General features: G+C 73.0%; 5 protein-coding genes. 4 read left to right on the plus strand and 1 reads right to left on the minus strand.

Annotated features, from left to right (window positions below):
* Window positions 1-21: 21 nt before the first annotated feature.
* The gene (locus ABZ434_RS01170; RefSeq protein WP_359131157.1) at window positions 22-663 is read right to left on the minus strand and encodes a TetR/AcrR family transcriptional regulator; all 642 of its coding nucleotides are present in this window, start codon (window positions 661-663) and stop codon (window positions 22-24) included.
* 169 nt (window positions 664-832) lie between these two features.
* On the opposite strand from ABZ434_RS01170, the gene ABZ434_RS01175 reads away from it, so the two are divergent.
* From ABZ434_RS01175 to ABZ434_RS01190, 4 genes are all read left to right on the plus strand, one after another.
* Window positions 833-2,593, plus strand: a complete 1,761-nt coding sequence (locus tag ABZ434_RS01175; protein ID WP_359131159.1) for a fatty acyl-AMP ligase — start codon at window positions 833-835, stop codon at window positions 2,591-2,593.
* A gap of 129 nt (window positions 2,594-2,722) precedes the next feature.
* Window positions 2,723-11,530, plus strand: a complete 8,808-nt coding sequence (locus ABZ434_RS01180) for an SDR family NAD(P)-dependent oxidoreductase (RefSeq protein WP_359131160.1) — start codon at window positions 2,723-2,725, stop codon at window positions 11,528-11,530.
* Between the two features lie 35 nt (window positions 11,531-11,565).
* Window positions 11,566-13,977: a thioester reductase domain-containing protein gene (locus ABZ434_RS01185; protein WP_359131161.1), complete on the plus strand. Its 2,412-nt coding sequence runs from the start codon at window positions 11,566-11,568 to the stop codon at window positions 13,975-13,977.
* Entirely contained in the window at window positions 13,974-15,053 is a 1,080-nt protein-coding gene (locus tag ABZ434_RS01190; protein WP_359131163.1) for an alpha/beta fold hydrolase, read from the plus strand. Before ABZ434_RS01185 ends, ABZ434_RS01190 begins: the two co-directional genes overlap by 4 nt.
* Window positions 15,054-15,066: the final 13 nt, after the last annotated feature.

The raw sequence follows: 15,066 nt of genomic DNA on the forward strand, positions 1-15,066 counted from the left end.
GGCGTCCCGGCCTCCGCCGGGTCAGGGGGCGGGGAGCAGGGACGCGTCGGTGGCCACGCCGCGCAGGCGGCTGAGGATGCCGTTGGCCGCCTTGTCGTAGCAGGTGAACTCGTTGTGCAGGACGGACTCGGCGTTCGCCATCTCCATCAGCGCGACGAGCTCGAACACGAGCTGGGGCGCGTCGGTCCCCTCCTCGACCTCGCCCGACTGCTGCGCCTCGCGCACGGTCTGTTCGACGAAGGTGAACCAGTTGGTGCGGGCGGCTGCGAGCGTGTCGTGGACCTTGCCCTCGCGGGCGTCGTACTCGGCCGAGACCGAGTAGAAGAAGCAGCCGCCCGGGAAGACCCGCTCTCGTGAGTAGTCGAGCCAGCCGGCGCAGACCCGCCACAGGCGATCGAGCCCCGGTGGCAGGTCGCGGGCCGGCTGGACGACATGCTCCAGGTAGACCTTGATGGCTGCCCGGACCGTGGCGAGCTGCAGGTCCTCCTTGGAGCCGAACAGGGCGAACACGCCGCTCTTGCTGAGCTTCAGCTCGGTCGAGAGCCGTCCCAGCGAGAGGCCCTCCAGGCCCTCGACGGAGGCGATCTCCACGGCGCGTTTGAGGACCAGCTGACGCGTCTGGTTCCCGCGCGCGATCCGCCCGTCGGTGTGTGTCTCTGCCATGCCCTGCCTGCCAATCCCCTGGGCCAGACCCTCATGGTGCCGCCGCCCGAGAGTTCAGTGTACCGAGTAAGTAGACGACCGTGCGGTCAGTATGTAAGGGTGTAGATGGACGAACGATCGTGCGGTCAGTTCGCTGTCCGTGGTGCCGTGCTGGGGGAAGGAACAACGGATGGCTGGGCCGGCTCGCTCCATGGTCGACGTGCTGCTCTCGCAGGCCTCGCTGCAGCCCGAGAAGGTTGCCTTCCGCTTCCTGGCCACAGGCGACTGCGACGGTGAGGTCCAGGAGTGGACCTATGGCCGCCTGGGCCGGCGTGCCCGGGCCATCGGCGGCTACCTGCAGGAGCGTGGCCTCGCCGGATCCCGGGCCGTTCTGCTCTACCCGCCCGGCCTCGAGTTCATCGGCGCCTACCTCGGCTGCCTGTCGGCCGCGGTCGTCGCGGTGCCGGGGCTGCCGCCGCAGGGGCGGTCGCAGAACCACCGTGCCCTCAGGCGCGTACGGCGCATGATCGCCGACGCGGACGCCGAGGTGATCCTGGGCACCAAGCAGATCATCGCCGGGCTCGGTGCCATGTCCGAGCATCTGCCGGAGCTGGACGCCGCTCTCTGCATCGCCACGGAGGACATCCCGGACGAGGCAGGGGACTCCTGGCGCGCGTGCGACCTCGCGCCGGACTCGGTGGCCTTCCTGCAGTACACGTCGGGCTCCACCACCGCGCCGCGCGGAGTGATGGTGACCCACGGCAATCTGATGGACAACCAGCGCATCCTGTCCCAGGGCATGGGGCACACACCCGAGACGGTCGAGGAGTGGGGAGGGGAGCTCTACGTCAGCTGGCTCCCCGTCTACCACGACCTCGGGCTCATCGCTCCCGTACTGAACAACCTCTACATGGGCGGGACCTCCACGCTCTTCTCGCCGCTGTACTTCCTGCAGCAGCCCGAGCGCTGGCTGACCGCGATATCGCGGTACCGGGCGCACACCAGCGGGGGACCCAACTTCGCGTACGAGCTGTGTCTGCGCGATGCCACCCCCGCGCTCCTGGACCGCCTCGATCTGAGCCGGTGGCGGGTGGCCCTCAACGCCGCCGAGCCGGTACGGGCCACGACGTTGCGGCGCTTCGCCGACACCTTCGCCGCGGCCGGGTTCCGGCCCGAGGCGCTGCACCCGGGCTACGGGCTCGCGGAGGCGACACTGATGGTGAGCGGAGGACCGGTGGGCCGGGAGCCGAGGACGGCCGGACGGCCCGGTTCCGGAGCGTCGTCGGGTGGCGGGGCAGGCGGGGAGCTGGTGAGCTGCGGTCCGCCGGGCGCGGGCCTGACCGTGGTCATCGCCGACGGCGAGCGGCAACTGGAGTGCGCCGAGGGCGAGATAGGCGAGGTCTGGGTCGCCGGGGAGAGCGTCACCGACGGCTACTGGCGCAATGTGCGGGCGACCCGCGAGGTGTTCCAGGCCGCTCTGAAGGACGGCAGGGGCGGCTTCCTGCGCACCGGCGATCTGGGCTTCATGCGGGACGGGGAGCTGTACGTCACCGGCCGTCTCAAGGACCTGCTGGTGATCGACGGGCGCAATCACTACCCCCAGGACCTGGAACTGTCGGCGGAGACGGCCCATCCCGCGATCCGGCCGGGCTGCATCGCCGCGTTCTCCGTCGAGGACGGGACGGGCGGCGAACACCCCGTCGTCGTCGCGGAGACGACGGCGACGACGGCGGCCCGGTGCGCCGAGGTCGAAGCGGCGGTGCGCGGCGCGGTCGGTGAGGCCCACGGCCTTTCGCTCCGGCAGGTGGTCCTGATCCGTCCCGGCACCATCCCCAAGACATCCAGCGGCAAGATCCAGCGCAAGGCCTGCAGGGCGGCCTATGCCGAGGGAACCCTCGCAGCCGCTGAAGCCGCCGCGGAGCCGCCGTCGGCCGCCGGTCCGATGTCCTAGGCCGGGTCCGCGAGGTCTCACCCGGCCCGCGACGTCCGGCACGCACCGCAGAATCCCGGGACCGGACCTGAGCATCCCGGGACCGAGCCTGAGCATCCTGAGACCGAGCCTGCGAAGACGGTTGCCCCCATGCCTGCGAAGAAGCCTGTCGAGTCCCCGGCCGAAGCACCCCTGAGCACACCGTCCGAGAGTCCGGCCGGTCCGGACGTACGCCCCCTCGCCGACTCCACGCCCGAAGGCATCGAGGCATGGCTGGCGGACGCCGTCGCCCGTACGGCCGGTATCGAACCGGCACAGGTCGGGCGGGACCGGCCCATGGCCGACTTCGGTCTCGGATCACGGGAACTGGTGACCCTGGGCGCGCGCCTCTCCCGGGCTCTGGGCCGACCGCTGGACCCGACACTCGTCTACGACCACCCCACCATCACCTCGATCGCCCGGGCGGTGTCGCTCGACGGGCCCGGCCCGCCGCCGGGGCCGTACACGGCCGTGCCGGCCACGGCCGTGCCGGCCACGGTGCGGGAGACCCCCGGGGCGGGGCCGGCCGCCGGGTCGCCCGAGGCCGACGCGGTGGCGATCGTCTCGATGGCCTGCCGCTTTCCCGGGGCGGAGGATCCGCAGGCCCTGTGGCGAGTGCTGACCGCCGGAGTGGATGCCGTCGCGGACGTGCCCGCCGGCCGCTGGGACGCCGAGGCACTCCACGACCCGGACCCGGAGGCCCCGGGCAAGGCGTACTCCCTGCGGGGCGGATTCCTCGACGGCATCGACCGCTTCGACGCGGAGTTCTTCGGGATCCCGCCCCGGGAAGCGGCCGCGATGGACCCCCAGCAGCGGCTTCTGCTGCAGACGGCCTGGGAGACGATCGAACGGGCGGGGATGCTGCCCGCGGCCCTGAACGGCAGCTCCACCGGCGTCTACGCAGGCCTGTACGGGAGCGGATATCTGGGCGGGGCCGGGATGGAACACCTGGACGGGTACGTCGGCACCGGTACGTCGTCCGCCGTGGCCTCCGGCCGGATCGCGTACCACCTCGGCCTGCAGGGGCCGGCCCTCACGGTCGACACCGCGTGCTCCTCCTCGCTCGTCGCCCTGCATCTGGCGGCACGGGCGCTGCTCGACGGCTCGTGCGACCTGGCCCTGGCCGGTGGTGCGACGCTGATGGTCAGCCCGCGCGGCCATGTCGAGTTCAGCAGGCTCCGCGGGCTGTCGGCGTCCGGGGAGTGCCGGCCGTTCGCCCACGACGCCGACGGTGTCGTGTGGGGTGAGGGCTGTGGTCTGGTGCTCCTGAAGCGGCTGAGCGACGCCCGGCGCGACGGCGACCGGGTGCTCGCTGTCGTCAAGGGAACCGCCGTCAACCAGGACGGTCGCAGCCAGGGGCTGAGCGCCCCCAGTGGCCCGGCACAGGAGCGAGTGGTCCGGGCCGCGCTCGACGCCGCGGGCCTGCGGCCGGGTGACCTCGACTACGTCGAGACGCACGGCACGGGCACCCCCTTGGGCGACCCGATCGAAGGCCGGGCGCTGGCCCGGGTCTTCGGCTCCGACCGCCCCGCGGGCCGGCCGCTCGCCGTGGGGTCGCTGAAGTCCAACATCGGCCATGCGCAGGCCGCCGCGGGCATCGGAGGCGTCATCAAGACGGTGCTGTCGTTGCAGCACGAACGGCTTGCGGCCTCGCTGCACGCCGAGACCCCGACCGAGCAGATCGACTGGGCGGCAGGCGGCCTCGAGCTGTGCGGCCGTGCACGGCCATGGCCGCGCGGCACCCGGGTCCGCCGCGCGGGGGTGAGCGCCTTCGGGATCAGCGGCACCAACGCCCATGTGATCGTCGAGGAGGCACCGGAGGACCTGACCCCGTCCGGCGAGAAGCCGAAGGCCCCTGAGCGGTCCGTCACGCTGTTCCCCGTATCGGCCCGCACCCTGCCCGCGCTGCGCGGCCAGGCCGAGCGGCTCCTGGACGCTCTGGCAGCGGACCCACAGCTGCCGTTGCCGGCCCTGGCCCGTACCCTCGCGCATCACCGTACGCACTTCGAGCACCGCGCGGTCGTCGTGGCGCGACAGCGCGAGGAATTGCTGGCCGGGCTGCGCGCACTGGCCGCCGGACAGCCCGCGCCGGAGCTGGTCACGGGGCCTCGGCAGCCGTCTGCCCCGGGCAAAGTGGCCTTCGTCTTCCCCGGTCAGGGGAGCCAGTGGACCGGGATGGCGCGTGATCTGCTCGACCGGTCCCCGCTGTTCGCCGACGAGATCGACCGGTGCGACGCGGCGTTGCGCCCGCACACCGGGTGGTCCGTCCTCGCGGTGCTGCGGGGCGACGCCGGAGCGCCGTCCCCGGACCGGGTCGATGTCGTCCAGCCGGCGCTGTTCGCCGTCATGGTGTCGCTCGCGGCGGTGTGGCGGGCCCGAGGCGTACGGCCGGACGCCGTCGTGGGCCACAGCCAGGGCGAGGCCGCCGCGGCCTGCGTCGCCGGAGCGCTCAGCCTCAACGACGCGGCGGCCGTTGTGGCGCTGCGGGCCCAGGCCCTGACGTCGATCGCGGGGACCGGGGCGATGGCGGTGGTGACCCTGTCGCAGGCAGACGTCGAGGCACGCCTCGCGCCGTGGGGCGGGCGGCTGTCCGTGGCCGCGGTCAACAGCGGTACGTCGACGGTGGTGGCCGGTGACACCGAGCCGTTGGAGGCCCTCCTCGCCGCGCTGGACCGTGAGCGGGTGTTCACCCGGCGGCTCGCCGTCGACTACGCCTCGCACAGCGCGCAGGTCGAGCCCGTGCACGCGTCCCTCCTCGCCGACCTGGAAGGCATCACCACCCGCCCCACGTCCGTCGCGTGGTACTCCACGGTCCTCGCCGGACCCGTCCCCGACGAGCCCCTGGAAGCCGAGTACTGGTACCGCAACCTGCGCGAGCCCGTCCGCTACGCCCGCACCGTCCAACGCATGGCGGCCGACGGGTACCACCGGTTCGTCGAGCTGAGCCCTCACCCGGCGCTGATCAACGCCACCCAGGCCGTCGCCGAGGGCGCCGGCCATGACCTGATCGCCGTCGGATCACTGCTGCGCGACGAGGACGGACCCGACTGCCTGGACCGGGCCGCGGCCGAACTGTACGCCGCGGGCGGCGAGATCAGCTGGCGGCGCCTCGTGCCCGACGGGGCCTGGGCGGACCTGCCGACCTACGCGTGGGACGCGCGGCGCCACTGGACCGAGACCGCACCGTCCGCTCCGGCCGGGCGGCGCGGGACACCGCTCGTCGACGTGCACGTCGAGTCCAGCGACGAACCGGACCGGCACCTCTTCGACACCATCGTCGACCTGCGCGACCGGCGCTTCGCCTATCTGGCCGGCCACCAGGTCGCAGGGGCGGTCCGGCTGCCCGCCGCCGCCTTCCTGGAAATGGTGCTCGAAGCGGCGTCCTCGCTCCAGGAGGCGGCGGACGTCCGGCTGGCGGACGTCGTGTTCGAGGAGCCGCTCCGGCTGGCCCCCGACAGCCCCGTCCGGCTGCAGCTGGTCCTGCGGCCCCCGGACGAGCACGGCATCCGGGGCTTCACCATCGCCTCCCGGCGGAACGGTGACCGGCGGGCGCCCTGGGTGCGGCATGTCGGCGGCCGAGTCCTCCCCCCGGCCGCGGCGGCCGACGCCGACGCCGACGCCGTCACCACCCTGTCCGAGCTGCGGGAACACTGCACCGAACCGGCGGACGTGCCCGGCGCGTATGCCCGTCTCGCGGCTCTCGGGATCGATTACGGACCGTCCTTCCGCTGCCTCGAGGAGGGCTGGAGCGGACGGTCGCGGGCGCTGGGCCGACTGGCCAGGGCACCCGGCCCGGGGCACCTGCTGCACCCGGCCCTGCTCGACGCGGCCTTCCACACCGCCGCGCTGATGGGGGACGCCCCCTCGGGCCGGGCCTTCGTGCCACGGCGAGCCGGGCGGCTGCGCCTCACCGGGCTGCGCACCGCGCCGGTGTGGGCGTCGTGCCGGCTGCGCTCCGTGGCCGGGGACACCGTCACCCTGGATCTGCAGCTCCTCGACCAGGACGGACGGCCGGTGCTGCACATGGAGGGGTTCGAGCTGGCTGCGCTGTCCCCGCTGGACGGAGCGCTCTTCGAGGTGTGCTGGCAGTCCCGGCCGGCCCCGCAGGAACAGCCCGTCGAGGGTGCCTGGCTGATCCTGGCCGACGACTCGGGCGTGGCGGACGACATCTCCCGCCGCCTCGGTGCGACGGTGCACGTGGTGGCCCGTAAGGGCCGGACCTACGCCATGGAGTCGCCGGGGCGCTACACGGTCGATCCACAGGATCCGCGGCATCTGGCACGACTGCTCGACGAGGCCTTCGTCGCGAAGGCGCCGGAGCGGGTGGTCCATCTGTTCGGGCTGGACGCCCCACCGGTCGCATCGGCCGGGACGGCCGACGAGGCCGCCCTGCTGTGCTGCGTCAGCACGCTGAACCTGGTGCGGGCACTCGCCGGACGTTCGCACGGCCGGTCCCCGCGCCTCTTCCTGGTGACCCGAGGCAGCCAGCCGGCGCTCCGGAGCCAGGATGTGACGAGCCCTCAGCAGGCGCTCGGCTGGGGCTTCGGCACCACCGTGGCCCAGGAGCATCCGGAGCTGGACACCACGCTGATCGACCTGCCGGCCGACGGGGGCGAGGACGCGCTGTGGACCCAGCTGTGGCACGCGGACGACGAGCGCCTCGTCGCCCTGCGTGACACCGGCCGGCTCGTGCCCCGGCTGGTGCACACGGGCCCGGACCAGACCGGCCCAGGAGCCGTACGGCCCGACGGCACCTATCTGATCACCGGCGGACTCGGCGGTCTCGGACGGGTCGTGGCCGAGCGTCTGGTGCGTCAGGGGGCCCGCAGGCTGGCCCTGTTGAGCCGCAGCGAACCCGACGCGGGCGCGCTGCGATGGATCGCCGCGTTGCGGGAGGGCGGGGTCACCACGCGGCTCGTACGGGCCGATGTCGCCGACCGGGAGGGGCTGGGGGCGGCCCTGGACGCCCTGCGCGCGGACTGCGGTCCGGTCACCGGCGTCATCCATGCCGCCGGAGTGCTCGACGACGCCACGCTGCCCAATCTGACGCCCGAGCACATCGGGCGTGTGCTGGCACCCAAGGTGCTCGGCACCGCGCTGCTGACCGAGCTGGTCCCCGAGGCGGAGTCGGTGGTCCTGTTCTCGTCGGCCGCCGGCCTGCTCGGCTCGGCCGGACAGGGCCCGTACTCCGCGGCGAACGCCTTCATGGACGCCTGGGCGCATCATCTCGCGCTCGTCGGCCGGCCCGCCCTGAGTCTCGACTGGGGCACCTGGGCGGAGGCCGGCCTGGTCGCCGAATCCGCGACGCGTACGGCGGCGACCGGCGGCTCGGGTCTCGTTCCTCTCACCCCGCAGCAGGGTGGCGAGCTGTTCGACCGGGTGCTGCCCACGGTCAGGCGTCAGCTCGTGCCGCTCGCCCTCGACCGCGAGGCGTTCACCCGCGACCCGGACCTGGCACGTTCCCGTCCGCTCCTGCACGGCCTCGTCGCGCCTCCCGCCGGCGTGCGAGCCACCGCCGGACTGTTCGACCAGGTGTCGGCCGCCGGGTCGGAGGAGGAGCAGATCAGCTTCCTCGAAGCCCATGTACGGGCCCGCATCGGTGAGCTGACAGGCCATCCCCCGGCCGACGTCCCGGCTGCGGGCCTGAAGGAACTCGGACTCGACTCCCTGATGATCGTGCGGCTGCGCAACACACTCGGCCGTGAGGCCGGTGTCGAACTGTCCGCCTCGGCGGTGTTCTCGGCGGCCGACAGCCGTGATCTCGCCAGGGAACTGCACGCGGCGCTGGCCGGGCGGAGCCCCTCCCCGGAGTCCGCCGACGGTACCGGGCGCGATGGGCGGCCGCCGCTCGGCATCGACCCGGCGGTGCCCGAGGCCGAACTGAGGCCGGTCACCCGTGATGTGGTCCGGCTCCTGCGCGCAGCGCAGCACGGCACCCCGAGTGCGGCGCTTTCGATCGGCCTCGCGTTCCGGCTCGTCGAGCCGGTCACCCGTCGGGAACTGACGGACATCCTGAAGCGCCTCGCGGGACGACATGCCGCGCTGCGTACCGGCATCGTCCTCGGTGAGGCGGGCGAGCGGCAGTTGAAGGTGGAGCGGGCGCCGGACCGGCCTCTGCTGCACTGGTCGGAGCAGGCGCCGGGCGCGGAGTGGGAAGCCGGGCGCGGGCTGAGTGAACTGCTGGGCCGGCCCTTCGAACTGGCGGCCGCACCGCTGTGGCGTTTCGAGCTGGTCGACCGCGCCGATGCGGGGCAGACCCTGCTCCTGGGCGCCCACCACGCGGTGAGCGATCTGCAGTCCCTGCTGCTCGTGGCCGCCGAGATCGACGCCGAACTGTCCGGCACGCCACTCGGCGACGCGGTCTCCAACCGCGACATCGACCTGCTGCTCGCGGCGCAGCCGGAGTCTCCGGACGCCTCGCGGTCCGGCGGGGGCCGGGACGGAGCGGCGGCGGACTGGAGGGATGCCTTCACCGGAAGCCGGCGGCTCGACCTGGCACTCACCCGAAGCCGTCCGGCCGTGCGCTCCTTCCGGGCGGGCAGCCTGACCCTGACGATTCCCGAAGGGCTCATGGAGCGGGTGGCGTCCCGGGCGAGACAGCTCGGGATCACGCCGGCCGCCTTCTGCCTGGGCACCCTGACAGTGCTTCTTGCCCGCAGACAGCAGCGGGACCAATTCGTGCTCGCCGTCCCGGTCGACACCCGTATCCACGTCGACGCGTCCGACGCGATCGGCTTCTTCGGCGTGCCGGTACCGTTCCCCGCCCAGGCACTGCCGGGCGAACGGATCGACGAGGTGCTGCGCCGCACCGACGGCCGGCTCGAGAGGGTCCTCGCGAAGGGCGCCATGTTCTCCGACACCCTGGCGGCGCTCGCCGCGCAGGGGCTGCACCGGGAGAACGCCCCGATGGTCGAGGTCTACTTCAACTACGTACGTTCCACCAGGAAACTCGGCCGCCTCGAGGTCCTCCCGGCCGGGACCGGCCACTCGGACCTCGACCTCATGATCATCATGATGCCGGACGCCGGCCGGCTCCGCTTCGACCACAACCTGGACATCATCGACGAGGCGGCCTGCGCCGGGCTCGCCGCCGACTACCTCCAGCTGCTCGACGAGGCGGCCAAGGATCCTGCCGCCCCGGCCCGGGCGGCGCTCCCGGCGGCCGGTGCGGCGACAACCGGGGCCCTACGCGACCCGGCATCACCGCCCCTGGGCGCACCCGTGCGCGTCCGCGAGTCCGACGACACCCGCCTCATGGCCCCACCCGGCCCGGCGTCACCGCCCCTGGGCGCACCCGTGCCCGGCGCCGCGCTGCCGGTGCGCCCCTGGTCGCTCGCCGTCGCGGCCACCTTCGCCCTGGGCGACCTGCCCCTGCTGTGCGGGGCGGCCCTGGCCCACAGCGTGGCCGACGAGGCGCAGGCCACCGCGCCGGAGGTCGTCGAGGCGCCCTACCACCATGTGCTCGCCGCCCTCAAGGACCCTTCCGGGGTCTTCACCGAGGCCTCGACCGAGATCGGTGTCGTCCTGCTACGGGCATCCGACCTGGAACGGTTCGGGCCGGTGGACGACGAACTGCTTGCCGGACTCCGCACGGATTTCACGGCAGCCCTGCGGGCGCTGTCCGAGCGGAAGCGGCTGCCGTTGATCGTCGGGTTCCTGCCGTCCGCACGACCGGACGACCGCCACGAGCGGTGGGAGCGCGAGGTCGCCTCCCAGCTGTCGGACCTGCCTGGCATCGCGGTCCTGCGCCCAGGCGACTGGACCCGGCACCATGCCGTCGAGGAGTGGTTCGACGACAGGACGGACGAGCTGGCGCACCTTCCGTTCAGCCCCGAGTTCCAGGCGGCCGTGGCTCTCACCGTGGCCGAGGCGGCGACGGCGGTACGCCGTCCACCGCCCAAGGTGATCGCGGTGGACGGCGACGAGACCCTGTGGAGCGGGGTGGCCGGGGAGAAGGGGCCGGACCGCGTGGACCTCGGCGGCGCCCGCGCACTCCTGGGCCGCAGGCTGCTGCAGTGGCGGGCCGCCGGAGTCCTGATCGTCCTGGTCAGCAACAACGATGAGGCGACCGTGCGCGCCGTGCTCGAACGGCCGGACAGTGTCCTGCGAGCGGAGCACTTCAGCGTGCTCGACGCCGGATGGGGCCGCAAGGCCGGCCGTCTGGAGGCTGCGGCACAGGCACTGAACCTCGGCCTCGACAGCTTCCTCTACCTCGACGACAACCCGGCCGAGATCGCCGCCGTACGGTCCGCCCTGCCCGAGGTCCTCTCCGTCACATGCCCCCCGGCCGACGAACTCGAAGCGTTCCTCGCCCGGTTGTGGCCGCTGGTGCCGGACGCGGCCACGGCGGAGGACGCGGTGCGCGCGGACTTCTACCAGCAGGAGCGGGCCAGGGACGCGGCCCGGGAGCAAGCAGGTTTCGAGGAGTTCCTCGAACAGCTGGAGCTGCACCTCGACATCCGGACCCTGGCAGACCCTGACGTCCCCCGGGCCGCCCAACTCGTGCGGCGCACCAATCAGTTCACTCTTCGGGCCCGTTCGGCGGACGGAGGCGACCTCGGACGGTGGCAGCAGGAAGGCGAGGTCTGGACCGTCGCCGCGCGCGACCGGTTCGGCGACTACGGCCAGATCGGTCTGTTGGCCCTGCGCCCGGAGGACGGCCGACTGGACGTCCTGGCCTGGCTGCTCAGCTGTCGGGTGCTCGGCCGCGGCGTGGAGGAGCGGCTGCTCCAGTGGCTGGCCGGCCGTGCCGAGGAGCTCGGCTGCACCACCGTACGCATGACGGCGGACCACACCCCTCGCAACGTACCGGCGCGGCGCCTGGTCGCGGCACTCGGCGGGGGCGCCCCGGACGGCCGTCGCCCGGAGGCCGAGGCCACTCCGGACCGGCTGCGGGCGTTCCGGTCGTGGCGGCAGTGATGACAGAAGGCAGCGCACACGGCGAGAGGCAGACCATGGGGGAAGCGAACACGGACGGGCCGCGACGCCTTCCGAGTACCGGGCAGCAGTTGACGGGTGAGGCGGTCGAACGGGGCGGAGGCCGGCTGAGCGTGGCCGGCCTGCTGGCCAGGGTCCGGCCGCAGGCGGCTCCGGCAACGGCCGGGGCGTCCGGAGGGACGGCGGCCGCGGCGACTGCGACCGGTGGGGAGGCGGCACGTGGGACGGCGGCCCCGGCAGCACCTGAGCCGGCCGCAGCGGACGCGGCCGGTGGGGAGAGGGCGCGTGGCACGGCCGTCCCGGCGACCGCGGATGCGGCGCGGCTGGCCGAGACCATCGCGGCCGAAGCGGCCCGCCTGCTGCCGGGGGGATCGATGGGCCCCGACACCGACTTCTTCGACGCCGGAGGGACATCGGTCGACGCGGTCACGCTCGTCGCCAACCTGTCCCGGGACTTCGGTCTGGAACTCGGCCTCGACGACGTGTTCGCCGACGCCAGGCCGCGCCGCCTCGCCGAACGCGCGCTCTCGGCCGGCGGGGCCGGGCAGCCGGCCCCGCCGGCGGCCGGGACCGCCCGGCCGGTCCCGGTGCGCGGAGCCGGCGCGGACGACGACCTCGACCTGATCCTGGCCGACCTGGCCCTCGCCGACGGCCTGCCCTGGGCCCGCCGGCCGGAGGCCGCCGTACCCCGCAAGGTCCTGCTGACCGGGGCGACCGGCTTCCTCGGCGGCCACATGCTCCTCGATCTGCTGCGCCACAGTGACGCCCAGGTGTTCTGCCTGGTCCGTGCGGCCGACGAGGAGGAGGGCACCGAGCGCCTCGGCGCGGCTCTCAAGCGGTTCTCCCTGCCCTGGTCCGGCGAGATCCGCAGGCGGGTGAAGGTCCTGCCGGGCGACATCCGCCTGCCGCGCCTGGGACTGGCGGACGATCGTTGGGACGAGCTGTCCGAGGAGCTGGACTCCGTCGTGAGCGTGGCTGCGGCGGTCGACTTCCTGCGTGGCTACCCGTCGTTGCGGCAGAGCAACGTGATCGGGCCGCTGACGCTCGCGGAACTGGCGGCCACCGGTCGGCCGAAGCCCCTGCACCACATCTCCTCGATCGCGGTGTTCAACGAGATCGGCATCGAGTCGATGGGCGAGGACGACCCCGTCGCCCATATCGACGGTCTGGTCGCCGGGTACGACAAGTCGAAGTGGGCCGCGGAGGCCGCGCTCCGGCGCGCCCGCGAGCACGGTCTGGTGGTCACGCTGCTGCGGCCGGGCGGCATCGGCGGGCACACCAGGACGGGAGCCTGCAACCCCCAGGACCTCAGCAGCGGCATGATGTCGGCGTTCAGCCGGTTCCGTACGGTGCCCGCGTTCCGCCATCTCAACGCCGCACCCGTGGATTGGGTGAGCCGGGTGGCGGTGGCCGCGATCTGCGAGCCCGATGCCTGGGGCTACAACTACCACCTCAGCGGTACGCCGAACTCGCTGGCGGACGTGGTCCATGACATGAAGCTCGGCGGGATGAACGTGCGCGTCCAGGACTGGGACGAGTGGCGGCTGGCCGCCGTGGCCCGCCTTCGGGACGATCCGGTCACCGGACTCGACTTCCTGGCACGCGTACTGGCGAGCCCCACCGCCACGAAACTGTGCGAGGCGACCCTGATGGGACCGCCGGCCACCGGTGAGCGCACCGACGCGTTCGTGGCCGCGCAGAATCTGCCGGCCTCGACCCGGTACGGCATGCAGGAGCAGCTGAAGACCTTCGAAAGGCTGGCGCGGGACGGCCTGGCCCGGCTCCCGGAGCGGACCGATCAGCCCTATCTGTGGTTCCCCGAGACGATGCGAGGGAGCCTGGGCCCGGCCGGCGGCCCCGCGGACACGCCGTGCACCGCGTCGTTCACCCTGTCCGTCGTGAGCATGTACCAGCTGGTGAAGGAGCGCCGGGTGGACGTCCGGGGCGAGCTCCTGTGCCCCCTGCTGCATCCTGAGCCCCTCGTGGTCGAGCAGGGCGATGTGTGGGTCCGTCCTGAGGAAGGCATACCCGTGCAGCACGGTGTGCACCATCCGCTGCTCCGCTACCGGCTGCGGTTGCGTGACGGCGAGGGCGGGGTGTGGTGGCTGGAGGGCAGGAAGTCCGCCCATGCACGGCGTGACCTGTGGCGCCAGACGCGCGCGCTGACCGTCGAGCTCGGGCGCGAGGGCGAGCCGGCGACCGTCCACGGCGAGATCGTCGTGCCCTCCGAGACCTACCTACGGGATCAGGTCGACGGCATCCGGGTCGATCCACGTCTCTCCAGCCAGGAGAAACGACTCGCCAAGCTGAGCTGGCTCGCCTGGTTCGGCCTGGAGATCGGCCGCGGACTGCTCGGCCCGTTCGCCCGGGTCGGCGCGGACCTGCTCGACCTACGCCGGCACCCGACCCTGACGGAGCGCGAACGATGATCCTGCGGCCCCTGTACGCACGCCTCGACGAGGCGGTCATCGAGGAGATCCCCTTCCGGGCGGGCGACGGCATCCGGCTCGGGCTCACCCGGGTCAGGGCCGGCGGCGACCGGGCCCGGCCCGCGGTGCTGCTCCTGCACGGCCATACGGCTTCCTCGGACATGTTCCTGCAGCCCGAGACCCGCAACCTGGTCGACGTGCTCCTCGACGCGGGGTACGAGCCGTGGCTGCTCGACTGGCGGGGCAGCTGCCGGCTCCCGTACAACGAGACCGGCCGCCGGTACACCTACGACGACGTCGCTCTCCACGACATCCCCGCGGCGGTGGCGTACATACGTCAACGGATCGACGGACGGCCGCTGTTCGTGGTGGCGCACTGCATCGGTGCGCTCTCGCTGTCGATGAGCATGACCGCGGGCCTGGTGCCGGGCCTTGCGGGCGTGGTCGCGCAGGGGGTGTTCCTGACGCCCAAGCTGGCGGCCCGTACCTCGTTGAAGATGACGATGGCCGGCGAGCTGTTCCGGTCCCGCTTCGACCACATCCCGGTGGACTTCCGCAAGGTCGGGTTCTGGTCGCGCTACACGCCGCTGTTCGCCCTGGCGTCGAAGGGGGCGAGCTGCCCCGACCCCACCTGTCAGATCCTGTCCAACTCGGCCTGGGGTGTGGGAGCTTCGCTGTTCGTACACGAGAACCTGTCCGCCGCCACCCATGAACGTCTGGCGCAGCTCCTCGGGCCGGCACCGCTGTGGATCCTGCCGCATCTGCGGCGGGTCGCGCTGGCGCGCAGTGTGGTGCGCTGGCACCAGGGGGACGACCGCTACCGGGCGCTGCCCGAGAACGCCCTGGACCGAGCCGGGCAGATCGACTGCCCCGTGCTGCTGGTCTCCGGGAGCGAGAACGGCATGTGGCTCGACTCCCAGAAGCTCTGCCACGAGGTACTCGCCGCCCGGCAGCCGCAGTTGGACGTGCGGTACGAGGAGATCCCGGGCTACGGCCACTTCGACACGTTCGTCGGCCGGGGCGCCGCGCTGGACGTGTTCGGGCACATCCTGGATTTCCTCGACGAACACAGGTGACGGCCGGCAAGGG

The organism is Streptomyces sp. NPDC005761, assembly GCF_040630635.1.
Classification (GTDB): domain Bacteria; phylum Actinomycetota; class Actinomycetes; order Streptomycetales; family Streptomycetaceae; genus Streptomyces.

Excerpts from the sequence above, each read along its gene's own strand:
- ABZ434_RS01170 (WP_359131157.1), bottom strand. The coding sequence starts at position 663 with ATGGCAGAGACACACACCGACGGGCGGATCGCGCGCGGGAACCAGACG.
- ABZ434_RS01175 (WP_359131159.1), top strand. The coding sequence starts at position 833 with ATGGCTGGGCCGGCTCGCTCCATGGTCGACGTGCTGCTCTCGCAGGCC.
- ABZ434_RS01180 (WP_359131160.1), top strand. The coding sequence starts at position 2,723 with ATGCCTGCGAAGAAGCCTGTCGAGTCCCCGGCCGAAGCACCCCTGAGC.
- ABZ434_RS01185 (WP_359131161.1), top strand. The coding sequence starts at position 11,566 with ATGGGGGAAGCGAACACGGACGGGCCGCGACGCCTTCCGAGTACCGGG.
- ABZ434_RS01190 (WP_359131163.1), top strand. The coding sequence starts at position 13,974 with ATGATCCTGCGGCCCCTGTACGCACGCCTCGACGAGGCGGTCATCGAG.